21 protein-coding genes are annotated in these 24,873 nt (G+C 30.0%); 12 read left to right on the forward strand and 9 right to left on the reverse strand.

Annotated features, from left to right (window positions below):
* Positions 1-53 precede the first annotated feature (53 nt).
* Both D1817_10650 and D1817_10655 read left to right on the forward strand, forming a co-directional pair.
* The gene (locus tag D1817_10650) at positions 54-854 is read left to right on the forward strand and encodes an AraC family transcriptional regulator (protein AXT20323.1); all 801 of its coding nucleotides are present in this window, start codon (positions 54-56) and stop codon (positions 852-854) included.
* Positions 855-930: 76 nt separating this feature from the next.
* The gene (locus tag D1817_10655; GenBank protein ID AXT20324.1) at positions 931-1,383 is read left to right on the forward strand and encodes a hypothetical protein; all 453 of its coding nucleotides are present in this window, start codon (positions 931-933) and stop codon (positions 1,381-1,383) included.
* 16 nt (positions 1,384-1,399) lie between these two features.
* Here D1817_10655 and D1817_10660 read toward each other — a convergent pair whose 3' ends face one another.
* Positions 1,400-3,445 carry a hypothetical protein gene (locus D1817_10660; GenBank protein ID AXT20325.1) on the reverse strand — a complete coding sequence of 682 codons (2,046 nt, stop codon included), beginning with the start codon at positions 3,443-3,445 and terminating at the stop codon, positions 1,400-1,402.
* Between the two features lie 117 nt (positions 3,446-3,562).
* Between D1817_10660 and D1817_10665 the strand changes: the two genes are divergently transcribed.
* A complete protein-coding gene (locus tag D1817_10665; GenBank protein AXT20326.1) occupies positions 3,563-5,407 on the forward strand; it encodes an AAA family ATPase in 1,845 nt (614 codons plus the stop codon).
* Positions 5,408-5,448: 41 nt separating this feature from the next.
* The gene (locus D1817_10670) at positions 5,449-6,507 is read left to right on the forward strand and encodes an alpha/beta fold hydrolase (GenBank protein AXT20327.1); all 1,059 of its coding nucleotides are present in this window, start codon (positions 5,449-5,451) and stop codon (positions 6,505-6,507) included.
* Between the two features lie 100 nt (positions 6,508-6,607).
* Here D1817_10670 and D1817_10675 read toward each other — a convergent pair whose 3' ends face one another.
* On the reverse strand, positions 6,608-7,045 hold the full coding sequence (locus D1817_10675) for a hypothetical protein (GenBank protein ID AXT20328.1): 438 nt from the start codon (positions 7,043-7,045) through the stop codon (positions 6,608-6,610).
* A gap of 331 nt (positions 7,046-7,376) precedes the next feature.
* Here D1817_10675 and D1817_10680 point away from each other — a divergent pair, with 331 nt between their 5' ends.
* Together D1817_10680 and D1817_10685 are read left to right on the forward strand one after the other, a co-directional pair.
* Positions 7,377-7,931 (forward strand): OsmC family peroxiredoxin, encoded by a 555-nt coding sequence (locus D1817_10680; protein AXT20329.1) that lies wholly within the window; start codon positions 7,377-7,379, stop codon positions 7,929-7,931.
* A gap of 14 nt (positions 7,932-7,945) precedes the next feature.
* Entirely contained in the window at positions 7,946-11,416 is a 3,471-nt protein-coding gene (locus D1817_10685) for a 4Fe-4S dicluster domain-containing protein (GenBank protein AXT20330.1), read from the forward strand.
* Positions 11,417-11,432: 16 nt separating this feature from the next.
* On the opposite strand, the gene D1817_10690 is transcribed toward D1817_10685, so the two are convergent.
* The 4 genes from D1817_10690 to D1817_10705 form a co-directional block, all read right to left on the reverse strand.
* Complete coding sequence (locus D1817_10690) at positions 11,433-12,386, reverse strand: GNAT family N-acetyltransferase (GenBank protein ID AXT20331.1); 954 nt, start codon at positions 12,384-12,386, stop codon at positions 11,433-11,435.
* Between the two features lie 154 nt (positions 12,387-12,540).
* A complete protein-coding gene (locus tag D1817_10695; GenBank protein ID AXT20332.1) occupies positions 12,541-13,536 on the reverse strand; it encodes a hypothetical protein in 996 nt (331 codons plus the stop codon).
* A 99-nt stretch (positions 13,537-13,635) separates the two neighbouring features.
* Positions 13,636-14,463, reverse strand: a complete 828-nt coding sequence (locus D1817_10700) for a LytTR family transcriptional regulator (GenBank protein AXT20333.1) — start codon at positions 14,461-14,463, stop codon at positions 13,636-13,638.
* 69 nt (positions 14,464-14,532) lie between these two features.
* Positions 14,533-17,460: an FAD-binding oxidoreductase gene (locus D1817_10705; protein ID AXT20334.1), complete on the reverse strand. Its 2,928-nt coding sequence runs from the start codon at positions 17,458-17,460 to the stop codon at positions 14,533-14,535.
* 211 nt (positions 17,461-17,671) lie between these two features.
* Here D1817_10705 and D1817_10710 point away from each other — a divergent pair, with 211 nt between their 5' ends.
* Together D1817_10710 and D1817_10715 are read left to right on the forward strand one after the other, a co-directional pair.
* Positions 17,672-18,325, forward strand: a complete 654-nt coding sequence (locus tag D1817_10710) for a hypothetical protein (protein ID AXT20335.1) — start codon at positions 17,672-17,674, stop codon at positions 18,323-18,325.
* A 20-nt stretch (positions 18,326-18,345) separates the two neighbouring features.
* On the forward strand, positions 18,346-18,684 hold the full coding sequence (locus D1817_10715; GenBank protein AXT20336.1) for a hypothetical protein: 339 nt from the start codon (positions 18,346-18,348) through the stop codon (positions 18,682-18,684).
* A gap of 9 nt (positions 18,685-18,693) precedes the next feature.
* Here the strand turns inward: D1817_10715 and D1817_10720 are convergent, their stop codons facing one another.
* From D1817_10720 to D1817_10730, 3 genes are read right to left on the reverse strand one after another with little or no spacing between them, the layout of a single operon-like run.
* The gene (locus tag D1817_10720) at positions 18,694-19,677 is read right to left on the reverse strand and encodes a hypothetical protein (protein ID AXT20337.1); all 984 of its coding nucleotides are present in this window, start codon (positions 19,675-19,677) and stop codon (positions 18,694-18,696) included.
* A 29-nt stretch (positions 19,678-19,706) separates the two neighbouring features.
* The gene (locus tag D1817_10725; protein ID AXT20338.1) at positions 19,707-21,020 is read right to left on the reverse strand and encodes an AarF/ABC1/UbiB kinase family protein; all 1,314 of its coding nucleotides are present in this window, start codon (positions 21,018-21,020) and stop codon (positions 19,707-19,709) included.
* Between the two features lie 18 nt (positions 21,021-21,038).
* Entirely contained in the window at positions 21,039-21,698 is a 660-nt protein-coding gene (locus D1817_10730; GenBank protein ID AXT20339.1) for a TetR/AcrR family transcriptional regulator, read from the reverse strand.
* A gap of 161 nt (positions 21,699-21,859) precedes the next feature.
* On the opposite strand from D1817_10730, the gene D1817_10735 reads away from it, so the two are divergent.
* From D1817_10735 to D1817_10750, 4 genes are all read left to right on the forward strand, one after another.
* Complete coding sequence (locus D1817_10735) at positions 21,860-22,525, forward strand: hypothetical protein (GenBank protein ID AXT20340.1); 666 nt, start codon at positions 21,860-21,862, stop codon at positions 22,523-22,525.
* 158 nt (positions 22,526-22,683) lie between these two features.
* Positions 22,684-23,658, forward strand: a complete 975-nt coding sequence (gene ypdA / locus D1817_10740) for a YpdA family putative bacillithiol disulfide reductase (protein AXT20341.1) — start codon at positions 22,684-22,686, stop codon at positions 23,656-23,658.
* Positions 23,651-24,184, forward strand: coding sequence for a hypothetical protein (locus D1817_10745; protein AXT20342.1), 534 nt, complete (start codon positions 23,651-23,653; stop codon positions 24,182-24,184). Before ypdA ends, D1817_10745 begins: the two co-directional genes overlap by 8 nt.
* A complete protein-coding gene (locus tag D1817_10750) occupies positions 24,181-24,867 on the forward strand; it encodes a DsbA family oxidoreductase (protein AXT20343.1) in 687 nt (228 codons plus the stop codon). The genes D1817_10745 and D1817_10750 overlap by 4 nt, the downstream gene beginning before the upstream one ends.
* The last annotated feature ends 6 nt before the right edge of the window (positions 24,868-24,873 follow it).

Here is a 24,873-nt window from a genome sequence, read left to right on the forward strand (position 1 = left end):
TTTAAAAACATACAAGTTTTATAACTTTAATGATAAATACAATTTAATTTAGAATGCAGTATCAGCAAAAATCACCAAAAGAAAAACTATTAAAGTATATTAAACTCTTTTGGCAAATAGATGGTAGTGATAATATTCAAATTAAAAAAGATAAAATAATACCCGATGGTTTTCCAGAAATAATCTTCCATTATAAAGATTTGTACAAAATAAATATTAATAATAAGTGGGAAGTACAATCTAAATTTTTAATCGCTGGCCAGATTAAAAATCATTTTTATTTAGAAAATACAGGAATTATAGGTATGTTAGGCATAAAATTACAGCCTTCAGCTTTAAAAATACTATTCGACCTAGACATGGTACAATTGGTTGATAATGTTATTCAAATACCCAAAGATTTAGAAAGTACATTAAAATCTATAATATCTATAGCTACCTCAAATCAACCCTTTGAAACTAAAATTGAGATTATTGAAAACTGGTTTGAAAATTATATAAAAACTCATCAATTAAAACCTCACGAAATTGATAAAGCTGTCAATTTAATTATTAGTAGAAAAGGGAATCTTAATGTTAAAGATATATGTAGTTTCATTAACGTTAACGAACGTACTTTAGAGCGTTATTTTAAATCTTACATTGGATTAACTCCTAAGTTTTATTGTAGAATTATACGATTCTCCAACATTTTTAAAACGATAAACGAAACTAATAATTGGCTGGATATAAGCTATATTTCTGGGTTTTATGATCAGTCACATTTTATCAAAAATTTTAAAGAGTTTACTGGAGAAGATCCTTCAAAATATGGTTTTGATAAAGAGAACATGGCAAATTTCTTTTTAAAATAATCTTGATTGTCGGTTTTTTCCAATACAAGATATATATCAAAATATAACTTTGTAGAAAACCAAAATATTATATCATATGAAATCTCTATTCTTGAAAATTATTATTCTAAATTTATTTACATTAAGTTTTTATAGCTGTGCTCAATCTATAGAAAAAGTTGAGTTTTTAACTGGAACCTGGAAAGTTGAAGGTAGAGACACTTATGAGAATTGGCAAAAAGACAATAATACACTAATAGGGAAATCTTATAAAATAAAAGATAACAAAGAACATATTTCTGAAACTTTAAGCATTACTACAACTAATAACATCGTTACTTATACTGCAACTGTTTTAAATCAAAATGATGGAAAAGGTATTGATTTTATACTCAACTCTGAAGTCACTAAAAAATTATCTTTTGAAAATTTGAATCATGATTTTCCTAAAAAAATTCAATATACAAAGCTTAGTAATACTGAGGTTTTTGTTGAAGTTTTTGGGGAAGGAGATAAAGGGTTTTCTTATAAAATGTTTAAACAAGAATAGAGGAAGTGTTATAAAATTATTTAGTTTCTATTCCGTGATCATTTAAAACTTTGATAAAACGAGGATCGTCTTTAAGGAAGTCGAAAAAATCTATACGTTCTCTCTTTAGTGTTCTGGATTGAGGATTCCTTATAGTATCTAAATGATATAATACGCTATCTGTAATTTTAAGGCCTGCATAAGCAACTGCTAATTGGTGACTACGCTCTTCTTCAAGCGCTGTTGCTTTTATAACATCAATTATTTTATACGCATTAATTGTATCTCCGCTTTTCGCATAACAATACGCTAAAAAGCGATTAAAAATAGGTTGTTCTTTAACCATTTCCTTTAATGGCGAGATTGCTTTATCATATAGTTTTTGATCTGTATACAACCTAAAGTAAGATCTATTAATTACAAATTTATTATTATCATCGTCGATTTTTTCAATTTTTTTCATCAACTGTTCAGCTTCATCATATTTAAAATTGGATGCCAATGCTGTAAAATAACTGTTAGCAGTAGCAAATGATAAAGGATCTAAGCGATATGCTATTTCTGCTTGTTCTAATTGCTTATCAAACTGCTGAGTGTAATAAAAATATGTGGAAAATTGATGTCTAGCTGTTAGATCATTAGGAGCTAATTTAATTGCCTTTTCAAAAGCTGCTTTAGCATCATCAGGTCTTCCCTCAATATTATAAATTAAACCTCGTACAGAATAAATTCTAGGGATTTTTGTACTAATAGTTTCAGCTTTATCTAAATATTCGTTGGCAAGTTTAGAAGCTTCTTCTGGACTACGTCCAGAATAGTATGTTTCTAAATAAATAGAATTTGCTATCTCTGCATAAGCTTCCGCATAATTAGAATCAAGTGTTAAAGCTTCTTTATAAAGTAATATGCTTTTTGCAAGACTTTCAGCATTTCGTTTATCTGCTTCTTTTCTTCCTGTTAAAAACAGTTTATAAGCTTCAATATTTGTTGTTGGTACCGATTCAAGGCTCTGCTCTTCTTCAAAGCTAATATTGAGACTTAGTGCATCTACAATTTCTTTAGACACTTCGGTTTGTAAAGCAAAAATGTCAGTTAAAGTTTTATCATAATTTTCCGCCCAAATATGTTCATCTGTTTTAGCATCTATTAACTGAGCACTTACTCGTATTTGATCACCATATTTTCTAATACTACCCTCTAATATATAAGCAACCCCTAATTCTTTAGCAATTTCTGGGGCAGTTTTATTAGTTCCTTTGTACTGCATTACTGAAGTTCTTGAAATTACATGTAAATCTTTAAGTTTAGATAAATGTGTTAGAATATCTTCTGTAAATCCATCAGTAAAGACATCTGAACCTTCATCGGTACTCATATTATTTAAAGGAATTACTGCAATAGATAGATCTGAAGGTTGATGCTGTTTCTGACCCCTTAAACCAAGTATGAGTACTAATGCTATTATAGAGAACATTAACCCCATCCCTATTAAAATATTTTTCCTTTTCTGTTTTTTTATTACAGCTTCTGTTTCATTCTTTTTTTTGAGTTTCCCTTTTATTTCTTTGGGGTCCGGAATCACTAATCCTTTATTTGCTATAGCAAATAATGGCAATGCATTTTCTACATTCTTTAAATCGTAAGCATCTAAAAACTTAGCTTCAATATCGCGATGACTTCTAATTTGATCATGTACTTTATCTGATATTAAAATACTACCTGCTACCGCACAAGATTCTATTCTAGATGCCACATTTACAGCATCTCCTATTATGTCTTCTTTGGAATATAGAATATCTCCAACATGAATCCCGATACGAACAGGAATTTTTGGGTCTTCTTGAAACGCCAACTGCATCTCTATACTACAATTAACGGCTTCGACTGAACTTTTAAAAATACTTAAAGTGCCATCTCCAAAATATTGTACAATAGTACCATTAAACTTTTTGGTAGTTATTTCAAAAATTTCTCTATGCCTATCACGTATAACAACTGCTCCATTTTCATCTTTCTGCATTAAGGATGTGTATCCTTCAATATCAGTAAACATTATTGCTGCAAGTTGCCTATTCTGTGACATTTAAGTGTTTAGTTGAATAAAGTTTCACTAATTTAGGAATTTATCTTAAATATTAACTCTGTTTTATAATTACTTTATATTAAACGTTTTATATATTTATATTTAGTTTAATTATCTATGTCTATAACCGAACTAAAAAATACTATTGCTTTTCTTAATAAGGTCTCTTTTTTTTCTGAAGTATCTACAACTTCTTTATCACATTTATGCGAAAAACTAGATACTGAGGTTTATCGAAAAGGGCAATCTATTTTTAATAAAGGTGATCTTGGAGAAGCGATGTATGTAATTTTAGAAGGAAAGGTTAAAGTTCACGAGAATAAACATATATATGATCATTTGTCTGAAGGTGATTGTTTTGGAGAATATGCTCTGATAGATAATCAAAAACGATCTGCATCTATTACAGCAATAGAATCAACTAAAGTTTTAAAGATAGAACGACATCATTTTATTGATTTAATGACAAAAGATAGTGGTTTTGCTCAAGGAATTCTTTCTGTAATGATCAAACGTCATAGAGAGTTAGATACTATTCAAGAACACTTAGCAACTTCTAAACAAGAATTAGAATTAGCGAGCTCAAAAATGAAAGGCTTAATTAATGGTGCTATGGATGCCATTATTATGTTTAATCGAGATTTTAGAATTGTACTCACTAATCCTTCTGCAAACAAATTGCTAGAAAATAATGATGTATTACAACGTAATGTTTTATTTTTCTTTGATGATGCGAGTGTCGATTTAATTGAAGAATTGATAAGAAAAGATGATATAAAAGCATTAAATAATTACTTACCAAACATTATAAAAGTAATAGGTTCTAATGGTACAGGAACTTTAAATGAAGGTACGATTAGTAAATATGGAAATGATTTTGGCGCTTTTTACACTCTTATCTTGCGTAATATTGAAGAACGATTAATTGCTGAAGACACAATTAATTTGCTTACCAAACAAACACAGTATTTAGAAGAAGAGATTAAAGAGCTCACAAGCAGTTATGGTATAATCGCTGAAGATAAGAGTATGCAATCTGTTTTAAGTCTTATTGAACAAGTAGCACAAACAGATGCGACTGTTTTAATTACAGGAGAAACTGGTACTGGAAAAGAATTGGTATCTCGTGCAATACATAAAGCTAGTCGACGAAATGATAAGCCATTAATACGAATTAATTGCGGTGCTATTCCAACTAATTTAATTGAAAGTGAATTATTTGGTCATAAAAAAGGAGCTTTTACTGGCGCTACAGCTGATAGAAAAGGGCGATTTTTACTTGCAGACAAGGGTACTATATTTTTAGATGAAATTGGAGAACTCCCTTTAGAGCTTCAGCCTAAGTTATTACGTGTGATCCAAGAAGGAGAATTTGATCCTGTTGGAAGTTCTGAAACCATTAAAGTAGATGTACGCATTATTGCTGCTACACATCGTGATTTATTAGAACAAGCCAACAAGGGTAAGTTTCGTGAAGATTTATATTATCGCTTAAATGTATTTCCTATTGATGTTCCTTCTTTACGAAATCGAGGTAATGACATTTGTTTGATTGCTCAAGAAATGATTGAACAATTCTCTGGGAAACTCAACAAAAATCCAGTAATTCTTTCTGATACAGATAAAGTTCTTTTTTTAAATTACCTGTGGCCTGGCAATGTTCGTGAATTACAAAACTTAATAGAACGTGCAGTAATTGTTTCTCAAAACGGAATTATTAACTGGGCGACTATTATTCCAGACAATGAAACTAATATTAATTTACTTCAACCTCAAACAGAAACAGTTTCTATTTTAACAGCAAAAGAAATTAATACTCTTGAAAAGGAGAATATTCTTAAAGCACTGAAACAAACGCGTTGGAAAGTTTCTGGAGTAAATGGTGCTGCGGCTTTATTACAAATTCCTCCCACTACTCTAGCTTCAAAAATTAAAGCCTTTAATATAGAGCGTCCTATATAATATTCAATTTTTCATTACATTAGTGCACTAATTTTTTATTTATGAAACCATCTATTTTTGGCTGTGCTTTTCTTTTTATACTTCTGTTTAGTTGTAAAACTGAAACCGAAGAAGCTGTTATTACTAATGATTCGCTTAGTGTGAAAGACTATTTTGATAATACCGATCGTGACGATCAGTTTACTGGAGGAATTAAAATGATTCCAATTAGTACCCCTAAAGGAGAGTTTAAGGTATGGACCAAACGTGTAGGGAACAATCCAACTATAAAAGTATTATTGCTTCATGGTGGGCCTGGTGTAACACACGAGATTTATGAGTCGTTTGATGGTTATTTCCCGCAAGAAGGTATTGAGTATTATTATTACGACCAATTAGGCTCTTATTATAGTGATCAGCCAGACGATCTAAGTCTTTGGGACCTTGACCGTTTTGTTGAAGAAGTAGAACAAGTTCGTATCGCATTAGGGTTAAACAAAGATAATTTTTATTTGTTCGGACAGTCTTGGGGTGGTATTTTAGGTATGCAATATGCTTTAAAATACCAACAAAATTTAAAGGGGTTAATTATTTCTAATATGGTATCCTCTATTCCTGAATATCAAAAATATGCTGACGAAGTATTAGCGCCACAATTACCTCCAGAAGTATTAAAAGAGATTTTAGAATTTGAAGCTAAAGAAGATTATGGTAACGAACGCTATTTATCTTTAATAGAAGAGCATTACTATCCAAAACACGTACTGCGTTTACCTCCAAACGAGTGGCCAAACTCTGTACATCGCACATTTAAACATGTTAACCCTGATGTATATGTAACGATGCAAGGGCCAAGTGAATTTGGTATTAAAGGTGATGCTACACTTAAAAATTGGGATGTGAGTAAAGAATTGCCTCAGATTACTGTCCCTACTCTAACTATAGGTGGGCAATACGATACGATGGACCCTAAACATATGGAATGGATATCTACTCAAGTACAAAACGGACGTTATTTGCATTGTCCAAATGGAAGTCATTTATCTCAATATGACGATCAAGAACATTTTTTTCCAGGCTTAATTGATTTTATTAAAGATGTAGATAATGGAGAGTTTTAATTAATATTAAATCATTTTTTATTAGCGGTTATAATAAACTCTGTTCCGTTAGTTTTCAGAGCAACTTTTATTTTTGTTAAATATTAATTAATCTCATTATTCATCTAGGAGGTCCTTCCCATAACACTTGTTCAATCATCCATTTATCTCCATCTTTTGAAAGTAATGCATAATCCACACCCCACCAAGCAGTTATTTTAGCAGCTGCTATATGATTCATGATATTTAAAATTTCAACTTTTTTTGGGGCATCTTTCTTAGCAAAATTCTTCTTTTCAAATACTCCCTTTGCATAGGCAATTGCTTGCTTATATGTCATCTGAGCACCTTTATAACTACTTGATTCTTTATTTTTCCAGTAGCCAAATTTATACAAAGAGGGTCTTATACTATTAACAATTTTTAATGTATCGCCTTCATAAAAGCCTTCTAAATAATTCATACAAGCTTTTCTTATAGCTTTTTTATCTACTTCTGATTGTGCATAAGAAATATTTACCAGAAATAAAGACAGAATAATAATAAATAATGTTTTCATAAGGTTTTAAATTTAGTATTGTTTTTATAACATATATAGCGTTATAGTATATAATTAGTTAGATCTTAAAGTAACTAATTTAGTGAATAAAAAATGAACACCATAGCTTACATATATAACTAATGCTTCTTTTGCCATTCATTCTTCACATTTATAATTCACGATATCTCATAAATACAATAACGACATTTCGTTAATTTATGATTTATCGTAACAATAAATTATTACATAAATTATTGTAACATACTATAAATCATTAAGTTATGATTTTTGGCATAGCAATAGTAGTATACTTGTCAAACAAAAAAATTATAACTTAAATTTTAAAACAATGATTACAACAGCAAACATTAAAAACGGAGTAAACGTAGATCAATTAGTAGATACGATTAACCACATTCAAGAACAGCCAGAACTGGCAAAATTCAAATTCAGATCTAAAAATGATTGGATTAACGGAGGGCATTGCGTATCCAGTATCAAAAGTTTTTATGGAGCAGGCCAAGAAGACGAAACACGTGAAGATACTTTTACTATGGAATGTAGTCATCCTAAAGTATTATTAGGTGAAGATGAAGCAGCTACGCCACCAGAAGTAGTATTACATGCTTTAGGATCTTGTTTAACTGGAGCAATGGTATATCATGCTGCAGCCAATGGAGTAGATATTAAAAGTGCATCTTCTACTTTAGAAGGTGGTGCAGATTTACATGGATTCTTAGGTTTAGACACCGAAATACGTAAAGGATTTGATGGTGTTAAAATGGTACTTAAAGTAAAATCGGATGCGACTGCAGAACAGTTAGAAAATTTTGCAAAATTTTCTCCTGTATTTGATATGTTAACTAACCCTACTCCAGTTTCAATCGAAATTGTAAAAGAGTAAACAACCAGTTAAAAATGGCTGTTCAAAGTAATATTGGCAGCCATTTTTTATTTTTTTATTCAACACCACCAATGAAAACTTCAACACACATCATATCAAATGCTAATCAGGCAGTTGCACACATTGCTTATAAAACAAACGAAGTTTGTCCTATTTACCCAATTACTCCAGCTTCAGAAATGAGCGAACTGGTAGAACAATGGAGCTCAGAGCAACAACCAAATATTTTTGGAAGCATTCCGAGTACTTTTGAAATGCAAAGTGAAGCTGGTGTTGCAGGAACAATGCATGGAGCATTACAAACAGGTGCATTGTCTACCACATTTACAGCTTCTCAAGGTTTATTATTAATGCTTCCAAATATGTATAAAATTGCAGGGGAATTAACTCCTAATGTAATTCATGTAGCAACACGAAGTATTGCTACACATGCATTATCTGTTTTTGGTGATCATAGTGATATCATGGCAGTACGTCAATCTGGGTATGCATTTCTTGGAAGTGCATCTGTACAAGAAGCACAAGATTTTGCATTAATTGCACAAGCTGCAACATTAAAATCTCGAATTCCTTTTGTTCATTTTTTTGATGGATTTAGAACCTCTCATGAAATAAACAAAATCATCTCTATTTCTGACAAGGTTATTAAAACTATGATGCATTCAGAAGCTATTGAAACACATCGTAGTAGAGCTTTAAACCCAGAGAATCCTGTAATTAGAGGAACTTCTCAAGGTCCTGATGTATTTTTTCAAAGTCGAGAAGCTGTAAATTTATATTACAATGCATGTCCAGAAACAGTGCAAAGTGAGATGGATAAATTTGGAAAGCTCACGAGACGTTATTACAATCTCTTTGATTATGTAGGGCATCCCAAAGCAGAACACGTTATTGTTTCAATGGCATCTTCAACAACAACTATTGAAACAACCATCAATCAATTAAACAAACAGGGTGAAAAATATGGATTAATTAAAGTGCGACTCTTTAGGCCTTTTAGTGCAAAACATTTGCTGAAAGCTTTGCCTTCTACTTGTAAATCTATTGCAGTTTTAGATCGAACAAAAGAACCTGGGTCAACAGGGGAACCATTATATTTAGATATTGTTCAATCTATTTCTGAAGCATTTCAGAATCAAAAAATTAAAACTTTACCTCGAATTATAGGAGGACGTTATGGTTTATCTTCAAAAGAATTTACGCCAGCTATGGTGATTTCTATTTTTAACAATTTAAAACAAAAACAACCAAAGAACAATTTTACTATTGGCATTACCGATAATGTTACACATCTAAGTTTAGGCACTTCCAAAAGTATTCATTTTAATAATAACACTTATAAAGCTATATTTTATCAAAAAAAATGTAAAGCTGCCAATCAGGGTTTTACAAATACTCTAAATCATATTGGTAAAGAAACAAACATATTCGTCCAAGGATATACGGAATGTGATTATAAAAAATCAAACTCAAGAAACATTTATCATTTACGAATTGATAATCAACCTATAAAAGCCCCATATTTGATTCAACAAGCCGATCTTATTGCTTGTCAAAACTTAAATTTTATTGAAAAAGATAATGTATTACATCTTTTAAAATCTAAAGGAACTCTTTTAGTGAATACTTCTCTTTCTAATCAAGAGTTTTGGCAAGCATTATCGGTAAAAAACCAAAATGAAATTCTTAAAAAACGGATCAAGATACATACTGTAAATTGTGACATTTTAACTGAAAATGATTATCCTATCATTAATCTTTATAATTCTTTTTTAGCATTAAAAAATGATGTTGATTATTCTCATTTAAACGAATTTATTAATGAATTGGATATAACTACTATTTCTGAAAACAATATGGTTACCTCAACTTATGATAACGAGTTTTCTCAAACACTTTTAGGACAATTATTAGCTCATAAAGGAAATGATATCCCAGTAAGTATGTTTCCAGTTGATGGCACTTATAATAGTGATACATCGCAATTTAATCCAATACAAAAAAATGATGCATTACCAATTTGGGACATGGATACTTGCACACAATGTGGTGCTTGTTCTATGGCTTGCCCTCAAGCAGCATTACGCATAAAAGCATATGAGGATCATTATTTAGGCACTACTCCTGCTGATTTTAAATACATAGTTTCTGAAGAGTTTCACCTTTTAAATTACACCGTTCAAATCAATCCTGAACAATGTAATGGTTGTAATAACTGTATAGATGCTTGTTCAGTAAAAGCATTAGTGATGTCTAATAAAGTAGATGTAGTAGATACAGAAAAAGAAAACTGGGATTATTTTAAAACTATTCCAGAATTAGATAGGACACAAATAGATATAACAAAAGTAAGTCAGCAACAGTTACAAGAACCTTTATTTAAATATTCAATTGGTGTTGAAGGTTGTGGGGAAGCGCCCTATTTAAAATTACTCTCTCAATTATATGGTGATCGATTATTAGTTGCAAATGCAACTGGTGCGAGTTCTATTTTTGGGGGTGCTTTACCTACAACACCTTGGTCTAAAAATAGAAATGGTCAAGGTCCAGCTTGGTCCAATTCTTTATTTGAAGATAATGCCGAGTTTGGGTTAGGATATCGTTTAACATTAGATCAGCAAAAACAACAAGCCAAAGTTTTATTAGCAAAACTATTACCAAAACTAGATTTCGATTTGGTATATGACATCATCAAAGCAGAGCAAACCACTGAAACTTTAATTAATCAGCAGCGAAATAGAGTTGATCTGTTAAAACAAAAACTTCAATTAATAGATTCTTTTGAAGCAAACGCTTTATTAACTTTAGCAGATAGTTTGGTTGAAAAAAGTGTTTGGATTGTTGGTGGCGATGGTTGGGCCTATGATATTGGTTATGGAGGTTTAGATCACGTATTAGCCTCAGGGAAAAATATCAATATTTTAGTATTAGATAATGAAGTGTATGATAATACTGGAGGGCAAACATCAAAAGCAACTCCTTTTGGTGCCGAAGCAAAATTCTCTTTTGGAGGAAAACATACACAGAAAAAAGATTTAGGCAAACTAGCCATGCATTACGACAATGTGTATGTAGCTTCCGTAGCAATTGGCGCCGACCAAGAACAAACACTTAAGGCTTTTACAGAAGCAGAAAACTTTAATGGGCCATCAATTATTATTGCATATTGCCATAGTTACTCTCATGGTATCGATATGAAACAACCTAGTAAATATCATAAAGCTGCTGTTGCTTCTGGACAGTGGTTGTTATATCGTAATGATCCTAGACGAATTATAAATAGTTATAATACTTTACAGTTGGATTCAGAATCACCATCTTGTAACATAGAAACTTATTTAAGAATGGAAAAACGTTTTGAAAAGTTATTTAAAGAAGATCATATAACTTTTAATAACAAGATACTTCAAATACAAAAGCAAATTGATAAACGCTATGAAAGTTATCTTAATTTATCGAAACAGCAAGTGAATCAATATATTTAAAACTGTATTCTTTAGATTATTCTAATCTAAGTTCCATTTGAATATTACATCTTTCATAAGGAGTATAATGACCAGCTACTTTTTGAAATCCAAGTTTTTTATACAATGATATAGCAGGTTTTAAAATTGTATTACTTTCAAGATATAAACTTGATGCTCCTAATGATTTTGCTTTTTCTATAATAGATTTACCCATTAGATATCCAATACCTTTACCTTGTGCTTTTGGAGAAACAGCCATTTTAGCAAGTTCATAATCGTAGTTATGATTTTCCATTTTTAATAAAGCACAAACACCTAAAACAGTTTTACCCTGAACCGCTACTAAAATTTTTCCGCCCTTATCTAAAATATATTCTTTAGGATGATCTAATGCTTTTCTATCAGCATTCTCTATTCTAAAGTATTTGGTAATCCATTCTTCATTTAATTCTTTAAAATCTTTATGATATTTTGATGAATAATCTAAAATAGTAATAGTAGATGATTCTCTGATTTTCTTTTGTTCTATAACTCTAGTTAAAAGTGATTTTTCATTCAATAAATATTCAAACTCTTGAATTGCTAGCCAAATATTATGTTTTGTCTGTTTCAATGTCGCTTTTATAGCGTTTTCAACATCAACATACTGCTCTTGTATTTTTACAGAAATATCTATTGCTTTTTGAGTTAAAAGAATATTGTTTATACGTCCATCAGAACTATCTTTTTGTTCTGTAACCAATCCATTTTCAGACATTTCTCTAACAATTTTAATAACCGAAGGATGTGAATGCCTTATCTCGTTAGCAATGGAAGTAATAGATTTTCCTTTATCTTGATTAGATAGAAAATAAAACACTGGAAACCATTTTGGTTTTAGTTCTACATCATAAAGATCATAAACCCGTTTAGCATCTTCTGTTAACGCATCACTTAAAAATCTAAGCCTACTTCCTAGCGCCATTTCTCCAATTTGATCAAAATTCATTTTATATAAGTTTTTAAATACGTAACCAGTTACAAATATAAAAACTTATTTACTATTTTACATTTAAAATGCTCTTAAAAAATTAATTATATGTAAATAAAAAAGACTTGAGTTTCTTATGCAAAAAAGAAAACTCAAATCTTTATAATATTTACTATTCTTTATTTATCAATATATCTAAAACATAATCTAATGCTTTTTCTGATTCAACCTTAACATCTGGAGCTACTCCTATTTTATCTAAGCGCTCTCCATTAGCAGTTTGATAATCTGCAATAGGCAAAAAAATATTAAACTCTTCATTTATTGTGTATTCAAATCCACTTAACATCGCACCTGCAGATTGTACTCCAACTAGAGTCGCTATCTTTTCTTTTTTAAACAAGTCTATCAAAGGTTCACAAGCACTAGCTGTGTGTTTACTTACTAATACATATACATTGCCTTTATATATTGGGCGATCATGCTCAGGAATAACCATTCTGAATGCTGCTTCATTTGCATACATTTTTTGTATAGCTTCAGAAGTAAACTCTTTTAAAAAAGGAAATGACGGTACATCTTTTAGGGTTGCATCTCGTTTATTTTCAAGAAACCATTTACGTGTCATATAATATCCTGCATCTATAGCTTTATTAGTTAAAAATTGTCCAAGGATTACTGGCGCATCTAAAGATCCTCCTGTATTTCCACGAAGATCAATAATTAAATTATTGTAATTACTGTAACCTATTCCTTGTAACGCCTTTATCATGGCTAAACCATTTCCAGAAAACGTTCTGGCGTTTAAGTAAGCTGTTTGCTTATCAATGGCTCTCCATGTAATAGCTGGCCCTTCTTTCTTATTTATTGTACTAGTTGTTCTTGTCTTCTTTCTTTTAAGATAGAAATGTGTAAATGGTAACTTCTCTCGTTCTTTATTAAGTAATGATAAAAAATCATTTTCATTTAATAACAAATTCTTTTCTTTATATAATTTTTTCTTAAATGCTTTGTAACTTTTTGTTTCTAACCAAGCTGGGTTAGCAATACGAGTTTCGAGCTGTTCAAATACTTTATTTAAAAATTTGATACGCTTTTCTTTAGGGTCTTCTTTTATTGGATTAAACAAAATAAATGTTGCAATAAAAATTGTAATAAGTGTTTTCATGATATCTTTTATTTACTGCAAATGAAAGCCGTGAAAATATAATCTAAAAACGAGTGTGATTAGATTGAAGGTTTTGTGATTAAATTGAAATAATTGGGATTATTTTGAAGTTTTGGGATTATTTTGAAGGTGAATTTTTAATGCAGTAAAATGTTTTGGAGACACAGGAATAACTCCTGATACATAATTTAATATTACTGCTCCTTTACGTGTATTGCCTTGCAGGTTTCTAACATAATCTGTATTAATTAAAAACGAACGATGAACTTGTGATGCTCTAGGGATTTGTGATATTAAAGCAGATAATGTATTTCTTAGTATGTGCTTTTCTAATTCACCATTTTTATTAAGGATATAAACGTCAACATAATTGGCTTGCGATTTTGCCATTACAAAGCTACTGCTTTGAAATTCTATCACTTCGTTACTATTAGTTCCCTTAATTACTATCAGTTTCGAAGAGGGTTTTATTTTACTTGGAATCGTTACTTTACACAATCTATATCGAAGATATACCCATATTGGAATAAATATGGGTACAAAAGGTAAAGCAAAGCTTATTAACCAATCATAGAAATCATCAAAATTAAATATTACATCATTAACAACTGTATAGTTATATACATAACAAACTATACAAATAAAAACAAATCCTAAGCTCAAGCTTACAATCTCATTTATTAAAAACCATTTTCTTTTGTTCTTTTTAAACCAAAACTCTTCAAAAACATGTAAGATTAAAACAGGAATGAGCACACAAATACTATAGCCCGATAGTTTTAATTCTTTATAAGGCATTTTGTTAGAATAGGTATCAAATGGTTGTAAAAAGACTAAGACGAAAGCTAATCCTAAAGCCAAAATGAGTCCTATAAAAAATGTATATTTCCAAGAAGAAGTATAAGAAATAGATCGATTTAATTGCACAAACGGTTTACTTTTAATTTAAAAACCTATAAACGAAATTAGTATTTTAATACTCAAAATCAAACAAGATTATAATAAAGCATCAAATAGTATTTCAATAGGATGCATTGCTTCTCTTTTAGTGCCATCTTTTATTTGATGACGACAACTTGTTCCTGATGCAGCAATTAGTGTTGATGGGTTAGTAGAACTCACTTCAGGAAATACTACCATTTCTCCTATTTTTTGACTTAGTTTATAGTGTTCTTTTTCATAACCAAAAGAACCAGCCATTCCACAACAACCAGAATTAATTGTTTTTACAGAATAATTATGAGGTAAGTTTAGTAGTTTTACAGTATAATTAGTTGATGATAATGCTTTTTGGTGGCAATGTCCATGAAGTACTATTTCTTTTGTATCTTGATTAAATTGTGATTCAACAATATTTTCTTTATCAATTTCATTAGCAATAAATTCGTCTATTAAAAATACATTCTTACTTAAATTTAACGCTTTAGGTTTATCTATTTCTGAAACTAAATTTAGATATTCATCTCTAAAACTTAAAATGGCAGAAGGTTCAATTCCAAGTAAAGGAATCTCATCTGAAATTAATTCACTAAATAGAGATACATTATCTTTTGCAATATTCTGAGCATGTTTTAAAAATCCTTTGGAGATGTAAGCTCTACCACTCTCTTTGTGATCGATCAGTCTCACTTCATACCCTAATTTATTTAATAATTTAATAGTTTTTTTACCAATACTAACATCATAATAATTAGTGTATTCATCGCAAAATAGATATACAACTCGTTTAACATTTTGAATTGATTGCAATTCGTTTTTATATTTTTTATACCATCCTCTTAAACTTTGACTTTGCAATTCGGGAAGAGAACGTTTGCTTACTATTCCTAAACTACTTTTAAACCATTTTTGCTTTGAAATGAAATTATAAACTAAAGGAAGTTTTATCCCTAAAGCGTTTAATTTATTATTATTTGCAATGATTTTATCTCGTAAAGGTACCTTATTACTTTTATAATATTGATGTAAGAATTCTGCTTTTAAAGTAGCCATATCTACGTTTGATGGGCATTCAGATTTACATCCTTTACAAGAAATACACAAATCCATTGCAGTTTTAATTTCAGGGTGATCAAATGGATTAACTTTTGTATTCTGTGTTAAAAATTCTCGTAATGCATTAGCTCGGCCTCTAGTCGTATCTTTTTCATTTAATGTTGCTCTATAGCTAGGACACATGGTTCCTCCTGCAAAATTGAGTTTTCTACAATCTCCTGATCCATTACATTTTTCAACAGTTCGTAATATTCCTCCTGTTTCAGAGTAATTAAAAACAGTTTTAATCTCTGGAATTTCAACATCAGGTTCATAACGCAAATGCGTATCCATTGGTAATGCTTCAACAATTTTTCCTGGATTAAAAACATTATTCTTATCCCATGTGTATTTAATACGTTTTAGGAGTTCATAATTTTTCTCTCCTAATGCCAAAGGGATAAATTCTGCTCTTACTCTACCATCACCATGTTCACCACTTAAAGAGCCTTTATATTGTTTTACCAATTTTGCGGAAGCTTCGCTAATGTTTCTGAATAACTTAACATCTTCAGATGATTTTAAATTTAGAATAGGACGTAAATGTAATTCACCTGCTCCAGCATGCGCATAATACACCGCTTCTTGATTAAAAGATTTCATCATATTAGAGAATGCTTCAATATATTCTGGTAAATCTTCAATTGCTACTGCGGTATCTTCAATGCAAGCAACTGCTTTTTTATCTCCAGGAATATTAGCTAATAAGCCTAAACCTGCTTTACGTAAATTCCAAACATTATCTGTTTTAGCTCCTTTAATTATCGGAAATGCATAACCCAAGTTGTTATGTTCTAAATCTTTTATCAAAGTATTAGCTAATGAATTTGAAACCTCGTCAGAATCACTTCTAAATTCAATAATTAAAATTGCTTTAGGGTCTCCTTCTACAAAAAACCGGTTTTGTTGTTGTTCTATATTATCTTTTGTACAATCTAAAATGGTTTTATCCATTAATTCACAAGCTGTAGGCAAATGTTTCATGGCTATAAGTGTCGCCTTTAAGCTTTCTGAAATACTTTTAAAATGCGCAGCAATTACAACAACTTGAGGTTTAGGAAGCGGCACTATCTTTAATTTAATTTCTGTAGTAAATGCTAAAGTCCCTTCCGAACCGCATAGTAATTTTGAAAAATTAAATGACTCATTTGTTTCTGAAAATAACTCTGTTTCTAATAAAGCATCTACAGCATAACCTGTATTTCTTCGTACTACCGTAGTCTTAGGGAATTCACTTTTAATAGATTCACGAATTTCTAGATTTGAAAACTCTTTATATATCTGTTTATATAGTTGAGATTCTAGGGTATCATTTTTTAGTTTTTCTTCAAATTCTGCTCTATCAAGTGATTTAAACACAACTTCACTCGTATCACTTAAAATTGTTTTAAGTTCTAAAGTATTTGTTCTGGTATCTCCATAAACAATAGATGTCGAACCTGAAGAATTATTTCCTGCCATCCCGCCTATTGTTGCACGATTGGCAGTAGACGTATTAGGTCCAAAAAAAAGCCCATAAGATTTCAGAAATTCGTTTAATTGATCTCTAACAATACCCGGCTGAACTCTTACCCAATTTTCAGTCGTATTTATTTCTAAAATTGCATTCATATATTTAGAAATGTCTACCACAATACCGTTACCTACACATTGGCCTGCTAATGAGGTTCCAGCTGCTCTTGGTATTAACGATAATTTATTTTCGTTGGCAAACTTTACTAACTTTTTAATATCATTAGTATTTTTAGGCAAAGCTACTGCTAGAGGCTGCTCTCTATAAACCGAAGCATCAGTAGCATAAAGCGTTTTGGTTAATACATCGTAATGTAATTCGCCTTCTAATTCAAGGTTTAAATTTTGGAATAAAGCGTTCAAATTATTAAATAAAATCGAGTTAGTTTAGCTTATAAATATAGAGTAAACTTAACTGATCTTTATATTTTAATCTGAAAAAGGTAAGATTTTTTAAAAAACTACCACTAATGGAATAATTATTGTTAATAGAACTATAAATTAACTCTAATTAACGTTAATGGTTTTTTAATTTATGAAGCATTAAAAATCTATTATATATCTTTAACGATATAAGTTACCCAATTATATGAAATATTTACTACTAATCATATTATTTATAAGCTTTACAAAAGGTATTGCTCAAGTAGACAAATCTAAAATCAAAACTCTTAAAATTGAGGCTATTGATACTAGTGATGTTCCTAAAAAAAGTATCGCTGTAAAACCATCTGCTATAATTGCTCCAACAAAAAAGAAAACCAATAAACCTATAGATTTTAGCCTTAAAAATGGAACTTCTAGAAAACGATCTGGTGTAGATTTTACAAATAATAGTAGACTCCCATTACCACAATGGAATGTTAAACAAAAATTTGGAGAAGATGTTAGAAATATCGCTCAATATAAAAAAGATTTCTTTTTAGGTAATATAAATACTAAATCTAAGCATTTCCGTATCAGGTGTCGCGATCATGAATATGTTGATGGAGATCGTATAAAACTATTATTAAACGGAGAAGTTATAATCCCTAATATTACATTACAAAGTTCTTTTTATGTTATAGATGTTATTCTTAAAGAAGGTCATAATACAATTGAGTTTCTTGCATTAAATGAAGGAACATCTAGTCCTAATACCGCACAACTTGAAGTCTTTGATGAGAACGAAGTTTTAGTAGCTTCAAACCAATGGTTAATTACTACTGGATATAAAGCTCAACTACGCGTATTTAAAAATTAATTCCTTATTAAAAATATATAATGACTCCTGAAGCTGTTGTTCAAAATCAGTTAGATGCTTATAATAATAGAAATATAGAAGATTTTATAGCTTGTCATGCCAAAAATGTAGAATTGTTCAGTTTTACTGAAAGCATACCTTATCTTAAAGGTAGAGAACATTTAAAAAAGACATATAATGAAATTTTTGAAAGCTCTCCTAACTTATACTCTAAACTTTTAAAACGAATTGTTTTTGGGAATAAAGTTATAGATTATGAAGAAATCACTGGGCGAAAAGGTGTTGAGCTATTAGAATTAGTAGCAATTTATGAGATTGAAAATGAGGTTATTGCTAGAGCACATTTTATCAGGAAATAGCTTTCAAGTTTAATTTACGTAATCGTTCCAGTCTTGTTGTAATAATTTATAGGGTGGTTTATCTTTATAAAGTTTCAATCTATAATTAAAAGATATTGTTTCTCCTAGTTTCATTATATGAGGCTTATTAAAAATAGGAGCTGTACCCATATAACTTAAAGGGATATTTTTTATAGCTGCTCTATACCACGGTGTCGGGTGGTTAAAGCTTTGTGAATGGTCAAAAATCGCTACTCCTATATTTTCGTTATTTTGATTTTTCAATCCATAATAAGACCACAACCCACGTTTACCATGTTGCATATTATTTGAGTCATCAGAGTTAATATAATTTGGAGAGGTTAAATTTTTATTAAACCTAATAGATAAACCTGCATAACCTCCTAAATCACTTCCGTTTTGTTCATCAGGCAATGGTGTTCTGTCTAATTTTACAGTTTCAGCTATCGCAGTAAATTTAAATTCATAATCTATGGTAAATAAACCATTCTCATCTGGTGAAGATATTTGAATAATTCGCTTTTCTTTTAAAACATCAGGATCATCTAATTTATGATACGCAATATCTAGTTCTACAATACAAGAAAAATCTTTTTCAGGAGTAATTTTTATATCTCTTATTTCGGTTTGACCAATATAGTTCCAAGGAGCAACATTTTCAGTTTGATCATACTCCCAATAATTGATCTCATTAATATATTTCCATGAATACCAAAGTCCTAAGTGCCAAGGATGATCGCTTGGACTCAATTCAGTAATTGTAATATTATCAATATTAAGAGGGTGAAAAAATGGTTTACCTTTTTGAGTTTTGAAGTTATATTGCCAAACAATTTTATTTTGATGACAGAGTGTTATCGAAGAATCTGTTTGTTTCCAAGAATACGTTATGGTTTCTTTTATAGATATACTTGCTTTTTTTGAGTTTTGATACGAAAAACACAATGTAATAACAGCAAAACTTATAATTATAAATTGTATATACTTCTTCATCAAAAATGAATTATATCTCAAGTTATTGATCAAGCAAAATCCTTGAAGCTATTAATCTGGATATTTTTTGATTTTAAATCATTCATTAAGTTATATAATCCAAAAAACGATCTGTTAATATATATAAAATGTGTTGATCCTCTATTGCCATTCATATTTCTTAACTCTGTGCTTTTAGAATATTTCTGCCCTAATTCTGCAATTTTATCAAAGAATTCAGAGTTTGAAAAGTCAAATTCTTCCTGGTGATACGGTTGTGTAAAAAGTGATAGCATTTCATGAAACAATTCTTTAAAAAATACTTTTTCCTCTTCTGTATCGTCTTCTCTTAATATTTCTAATTCATAAAGCTTTTGTTCAAAAACAGCAGGGTTATTAATATTTTGTTTTTCAGCAAGTTCAAAATATGGCACATAAAAATCATTTGGTACGGCTTTCATACATCCAAAATCAATAACAATAAGTTCATTGTCTTTAGATACTAAAAAGTTTCCAGGGTGTGGATCTGCATGTACTTTCCTTAAAATATGAATCTGATACATATAAAAATCCCAAAGCGCTTGTCCAATTTTTGTTGCAGCTGCCTCATCTGTATTTGTAGCTGTGAATTCTGAAAGGTGAATACCTTCCATCCAATCCATAGTTAAAATACGTTCAGATGAATACGATTTATAATAATTTGGAAATTTTAGATTAGATATATGTTTACAAGCTTGAGCAACTTCTTCACTTTGAGAAAATTCTAGGTTATAATTTGTTTCTTCTATAAGTTTATCTTCTACCTCTTTAAAATACTTATCAGAATCTTTACCTCTAATATTAAACATTTTAATAGCAATTGGTTTTACTAATGCTAAATCTGATGAAATACTTTCTGCTACTCCAGGGTACTGTATTTTTACAGCATAATTGTTCCCATCCTTAGATGCTCGATGCACCTGACCAATACTAGCTGCATTTTGTGAAGTGGATGAAAACTTATCAAAAATCTCATTAGGGTGTTTTCCAAAATAAGTTTTAAAGGTTTTGATAACTAATGGAGGTGATAATGGTGGTACTGAAAATTGAGATAAGGAAAATTGTTCAACATAAGCTTGAGGAAGTATGTTTTTCTCCATACTTAACATCTGAGCTACTTTTAAAGCGCTTCCTTTTAATTTTTTTAGTCCATCATAAATATCTGATGCGTTAGATTTATTAAGTCGCTCTTTAGCTTCTGTTTCATCATTTACTAACTTATCACCATAGTACTTTATATAATTTACGCCAACTTTAGCTCCAGTCTGTATAAGCTTTCCTGCTCTCTGGATCTTACCAGTAGGTATTCTGTCTATTGTTTTCATAGTATTTGTTGGGGTTACTTATACTTTAAATGGTACTTTTTCTTTAATTATAAACTTCCCTAGATCTAAAATGCTTTTTAAAGGTTGTGTATTAATTACATCAAACGTTGTATTAATAGATTTTTCTATAAAAATGTCTGTTTTCTCAAATGAAGGAGAAGTATCATCTAACCAGAACTTTAAGGTAATTAATAATTGTATCCAAGCGCCTTCTTGGATGCTTTTTTCTTGTATTTTTTGAATCTTTTCTTGTTTGAGTTCTATTTTATCAATATCTAGAGAGTCGATATACGTTTTAAAATGAGTTCTTAAACCTTCTAATGCTGCTAGAGATTTTAGTGTGTTTTTATGTTTATTTAATACGTATACTACATAAGATCGATTAGCTGTTAGCATTTCAAAAAAGGTGAAATAGAAACTTAATAACTTATGCCTGGCATCAAAACTTGTATACTCTTCATTTTTCTCTAAAAGTGATAATGTATTTACTAAAAACTGAGAAAATATTTCTTTTTCTATAGCTATAAACGAACTAAAAAATTGATAAAATTCTGATTCTTCAAAATTATGATCTTTAGAGAATTTATAAACTGAAGACGGGTTTTCTCCATTTTCTAAAACATAATCTATATAATAGGTTATAATTGCTTCTGAAGTAACTTTTTTTGCTTTAACCATGGTGTGAAGTATTTGTTATACAAAGATATTAAATGCCTAGTATTTAGTCGTATCTCAAACGTTAATAATTACATATAAATCAAGCATTAAGGGTTCAATCTTTTTAAAAACATTAGTTTTTTTATATTAGCAATAGAAGAGTGATTAAATAATAAAGAGTTATGCCTAAAATATTTCAAAGTATACGAGAAAACAGTGTTAAAAGTGGTGGTTTAAAAAAATATCTCATTTACGCCTTAGGAGAGATCATACTTGTTATCATAGGTATTTTAGTTGCTTTAAATATTAATAATTTAAATGAAGAGCATAAAGAAGAAAAGCAACAACATGCCATACTAGCAAGTATAAAAAATGAATTAAACACTAATTTAAATTTACTTCAAAAAGCTCATAAAAGAAGGTTACTTTTTTATAAAGGATTAGATAGTATTACAGAACACATGACCGAAGATCTAAAGAAAGTTCTTTTACATAATATTCCAGAAGACAATAACAAGCTTTCTGGTTGGACTGGTCTTAATCCAATATCATTAAACGGTGCTATGTTTGAAACAGCAAAATATAGTGGTATCCTTACTAATATTGATGTCGAATTATTACAAAACCTTTCATACACTTATAATAAACAACAAGAAATTAATACTATTGGAAATACTTTTATTAATAGGTTTTTTGATATGGATACAAATAAGGATATTAATTACGATGAATATATTGGTTTTATGTGGCGAATACGAGAAGAGTTTTTTGGGGCTCAATTTTTATTAATGGATGATTACAAATCATCTATAGAATTAATTGAGAATAAAATAAAAATAACTTCTTAATATGTTATTACTCTATTTAGGATTATAACTGTTAAATAATTTACACGCATTTTTAAAAAGCAATACTATCGTTCTATTAATACTTTTATATTTTTGCATTGTTATCATAGTCTTTTAAAACAAACCTATCCTAACTTTTTAATAGCTAAACAAATTAAATGAAACTATACGATATTCTTATTGTAGGTGGTGGCCCTATAGGTATTGCTTGCGGATTAGAAGCCAAAAAAAAGGACTTAAGTCATATTATTATTGAAAAAGGATGCATTGTCAATTCTTTATTTAATTACCCTATGAATATGCAATTCTTCTCTACTTCAGAAAAGTTAGAAATAGATAATATTCCATTTATTAGTAAAGAAAATAAACCTAGGCGTGCAGAAGCTTTAGAATATTATAGGCGTATTGTTGTTTCAAATAATTTAAACATCAAGCTATTTGAAAAAGTGAATATTATAGAACCAAACTCTAGTTATTTTAAAATAATAACAGAGAAAGGTAGTTATCAAGCTAAACATATTGTAATTGCTAGCGGGTTTTACGATATTCCAAAAACTATAAATACTCCTGGTGAAAACTTAAGCAAAGTATCTCATTATTATAAAGACCCTCATTTTTATGCAGGGCAGAAATTAGCTATAGTAGGTGCCAGCAATTCTGCTGTGGATGCTGCTTTAGAGTGTTACAGAAAGGGTGCAGAAGTTACTATGATAGTTAGAGGCCCAGAAATTGGAAATCGAGTAAAATATTGGGTCAGACCAGATATGATAAATCGTATTGATGAAGGGAGTATAAAAGCATATTTTAATAGTACCGTCAAGGAAATAAAAGATGATGTACTTATTTTAAACACTCTCAGTGGTGAAATCTCTATCGATAATGATTTTGTTTTAGCACTTACGGGTTATAATCCCAATTTCAATTTTTTAAGAACTCTAGGCGTAAAGCTCTCTGATGATGAAAAATTATTTCCGCAATACAATCCAGAAACCATGGAAACCAATGTACAAAACTTATATCTCGCTGGTGTAATTTGTGGAGGTACAGAAACACATAAGTGGTTTATAGAAAATTCAAGAATTCATGCTAAAATAATAATGAAAGATATTTTAAAAAAAATATCAAATGCCTAAAAGAAATATTGTAAAAGCATTTGAAGATATAGCCAATAAATGGCTTGATGATTTGTTAGTTTATGATGATAAACAACTCTATTTTAAACCATCAGAAAATAAATGGTGTTTAGCTGAGTTGTATGATCATATTATAAAAGTGGCTTGGTCATACCAAATGCCTAACCTTTATAAATGTCTTCATAAACGTCCTGTAGAAGGGAAACCTAAAAACATTAAAGGAGTTTTAGTTTTTAATTTAAATATTGTTCCCTATCGTAAAATTACAATTAGTTCTTTTCCTAAAGATATTCAAGATAATTTTACACCTGAAATTAAAGAACGAGAAGAGCTTATTACAGAATTTAAAGGTTTTATTAAAGATATTGTTACTATTAGCGACTTATTAAAAACAGCCGATTTGTCTGTAAAGAATTATCATCCGTTTTTTGGAACCATCAATGCTCGAGAATGGTTTTCTTTAGTTGAAATTCATATGAGGCATCATAACAGGCAAAAACAAAATCTTGAAAAATTAAAATTATGACTGAAGAAAAAATAAAAGTAGATATTGTATCTGATGTAGCTTGTCCTTGGTGTTATGTGGGAATGAAGCGATTAGAAAGTGCTTTACAACAATGGAAAGGTGCTTCTATTGAAATAGAGTGGCACCCCTACCAATTAGACCCGACTATTCCTCAAGAAGGTATTAATAGAATTACTTATTTAGAAAATAAATTTGGAGATATTGAGCGTACAAAACCTATGGCCGATGCTATATCTGATGCTGGGGAAGAACTGGGCATTGCTTTTAACTTTAGTGATAAATGGCTAGCTGTAAACACATTGCCTTTACATCAATTATTGCATGTTGCAGGAGAAGAAGGCTTTAAAGAGGTTTTGAAAGAGCGTTTCTTTAAAGCTTATTTTGATGAAAATCTACATTTAAATAGTATAGATGTACTTTCTAAAATTATGGCAGAATATAGCTGGGATCGACAAAAAGTTGAACGCATTATTAACGACGACACTATTGCATATGCCGTTACCCAAGAGATAAAACACTACCAACAAAGGGGAGTTTCTAGTGTACCTTTCTTTATTATTAATGACAAATATGGTATTAGTGGCGCACAACCAAGTAATGTGTTTTTACAAGTTTTTGAATCTGTTGCTCCTATTAAAACAGAAAATGGAGAAAGTTGTGATTCCACAACAGGAGAATGTTAACACTTA

The sequence above is a fragment of the Flavobacteriaceae bacterium genome (assembly GCA_003443635.1).
Classification (GTDB): Bacteria; Bacteroidota; Bacteroidia; order Flavobacteriales; family Flavobacteriaceae; genus AU392.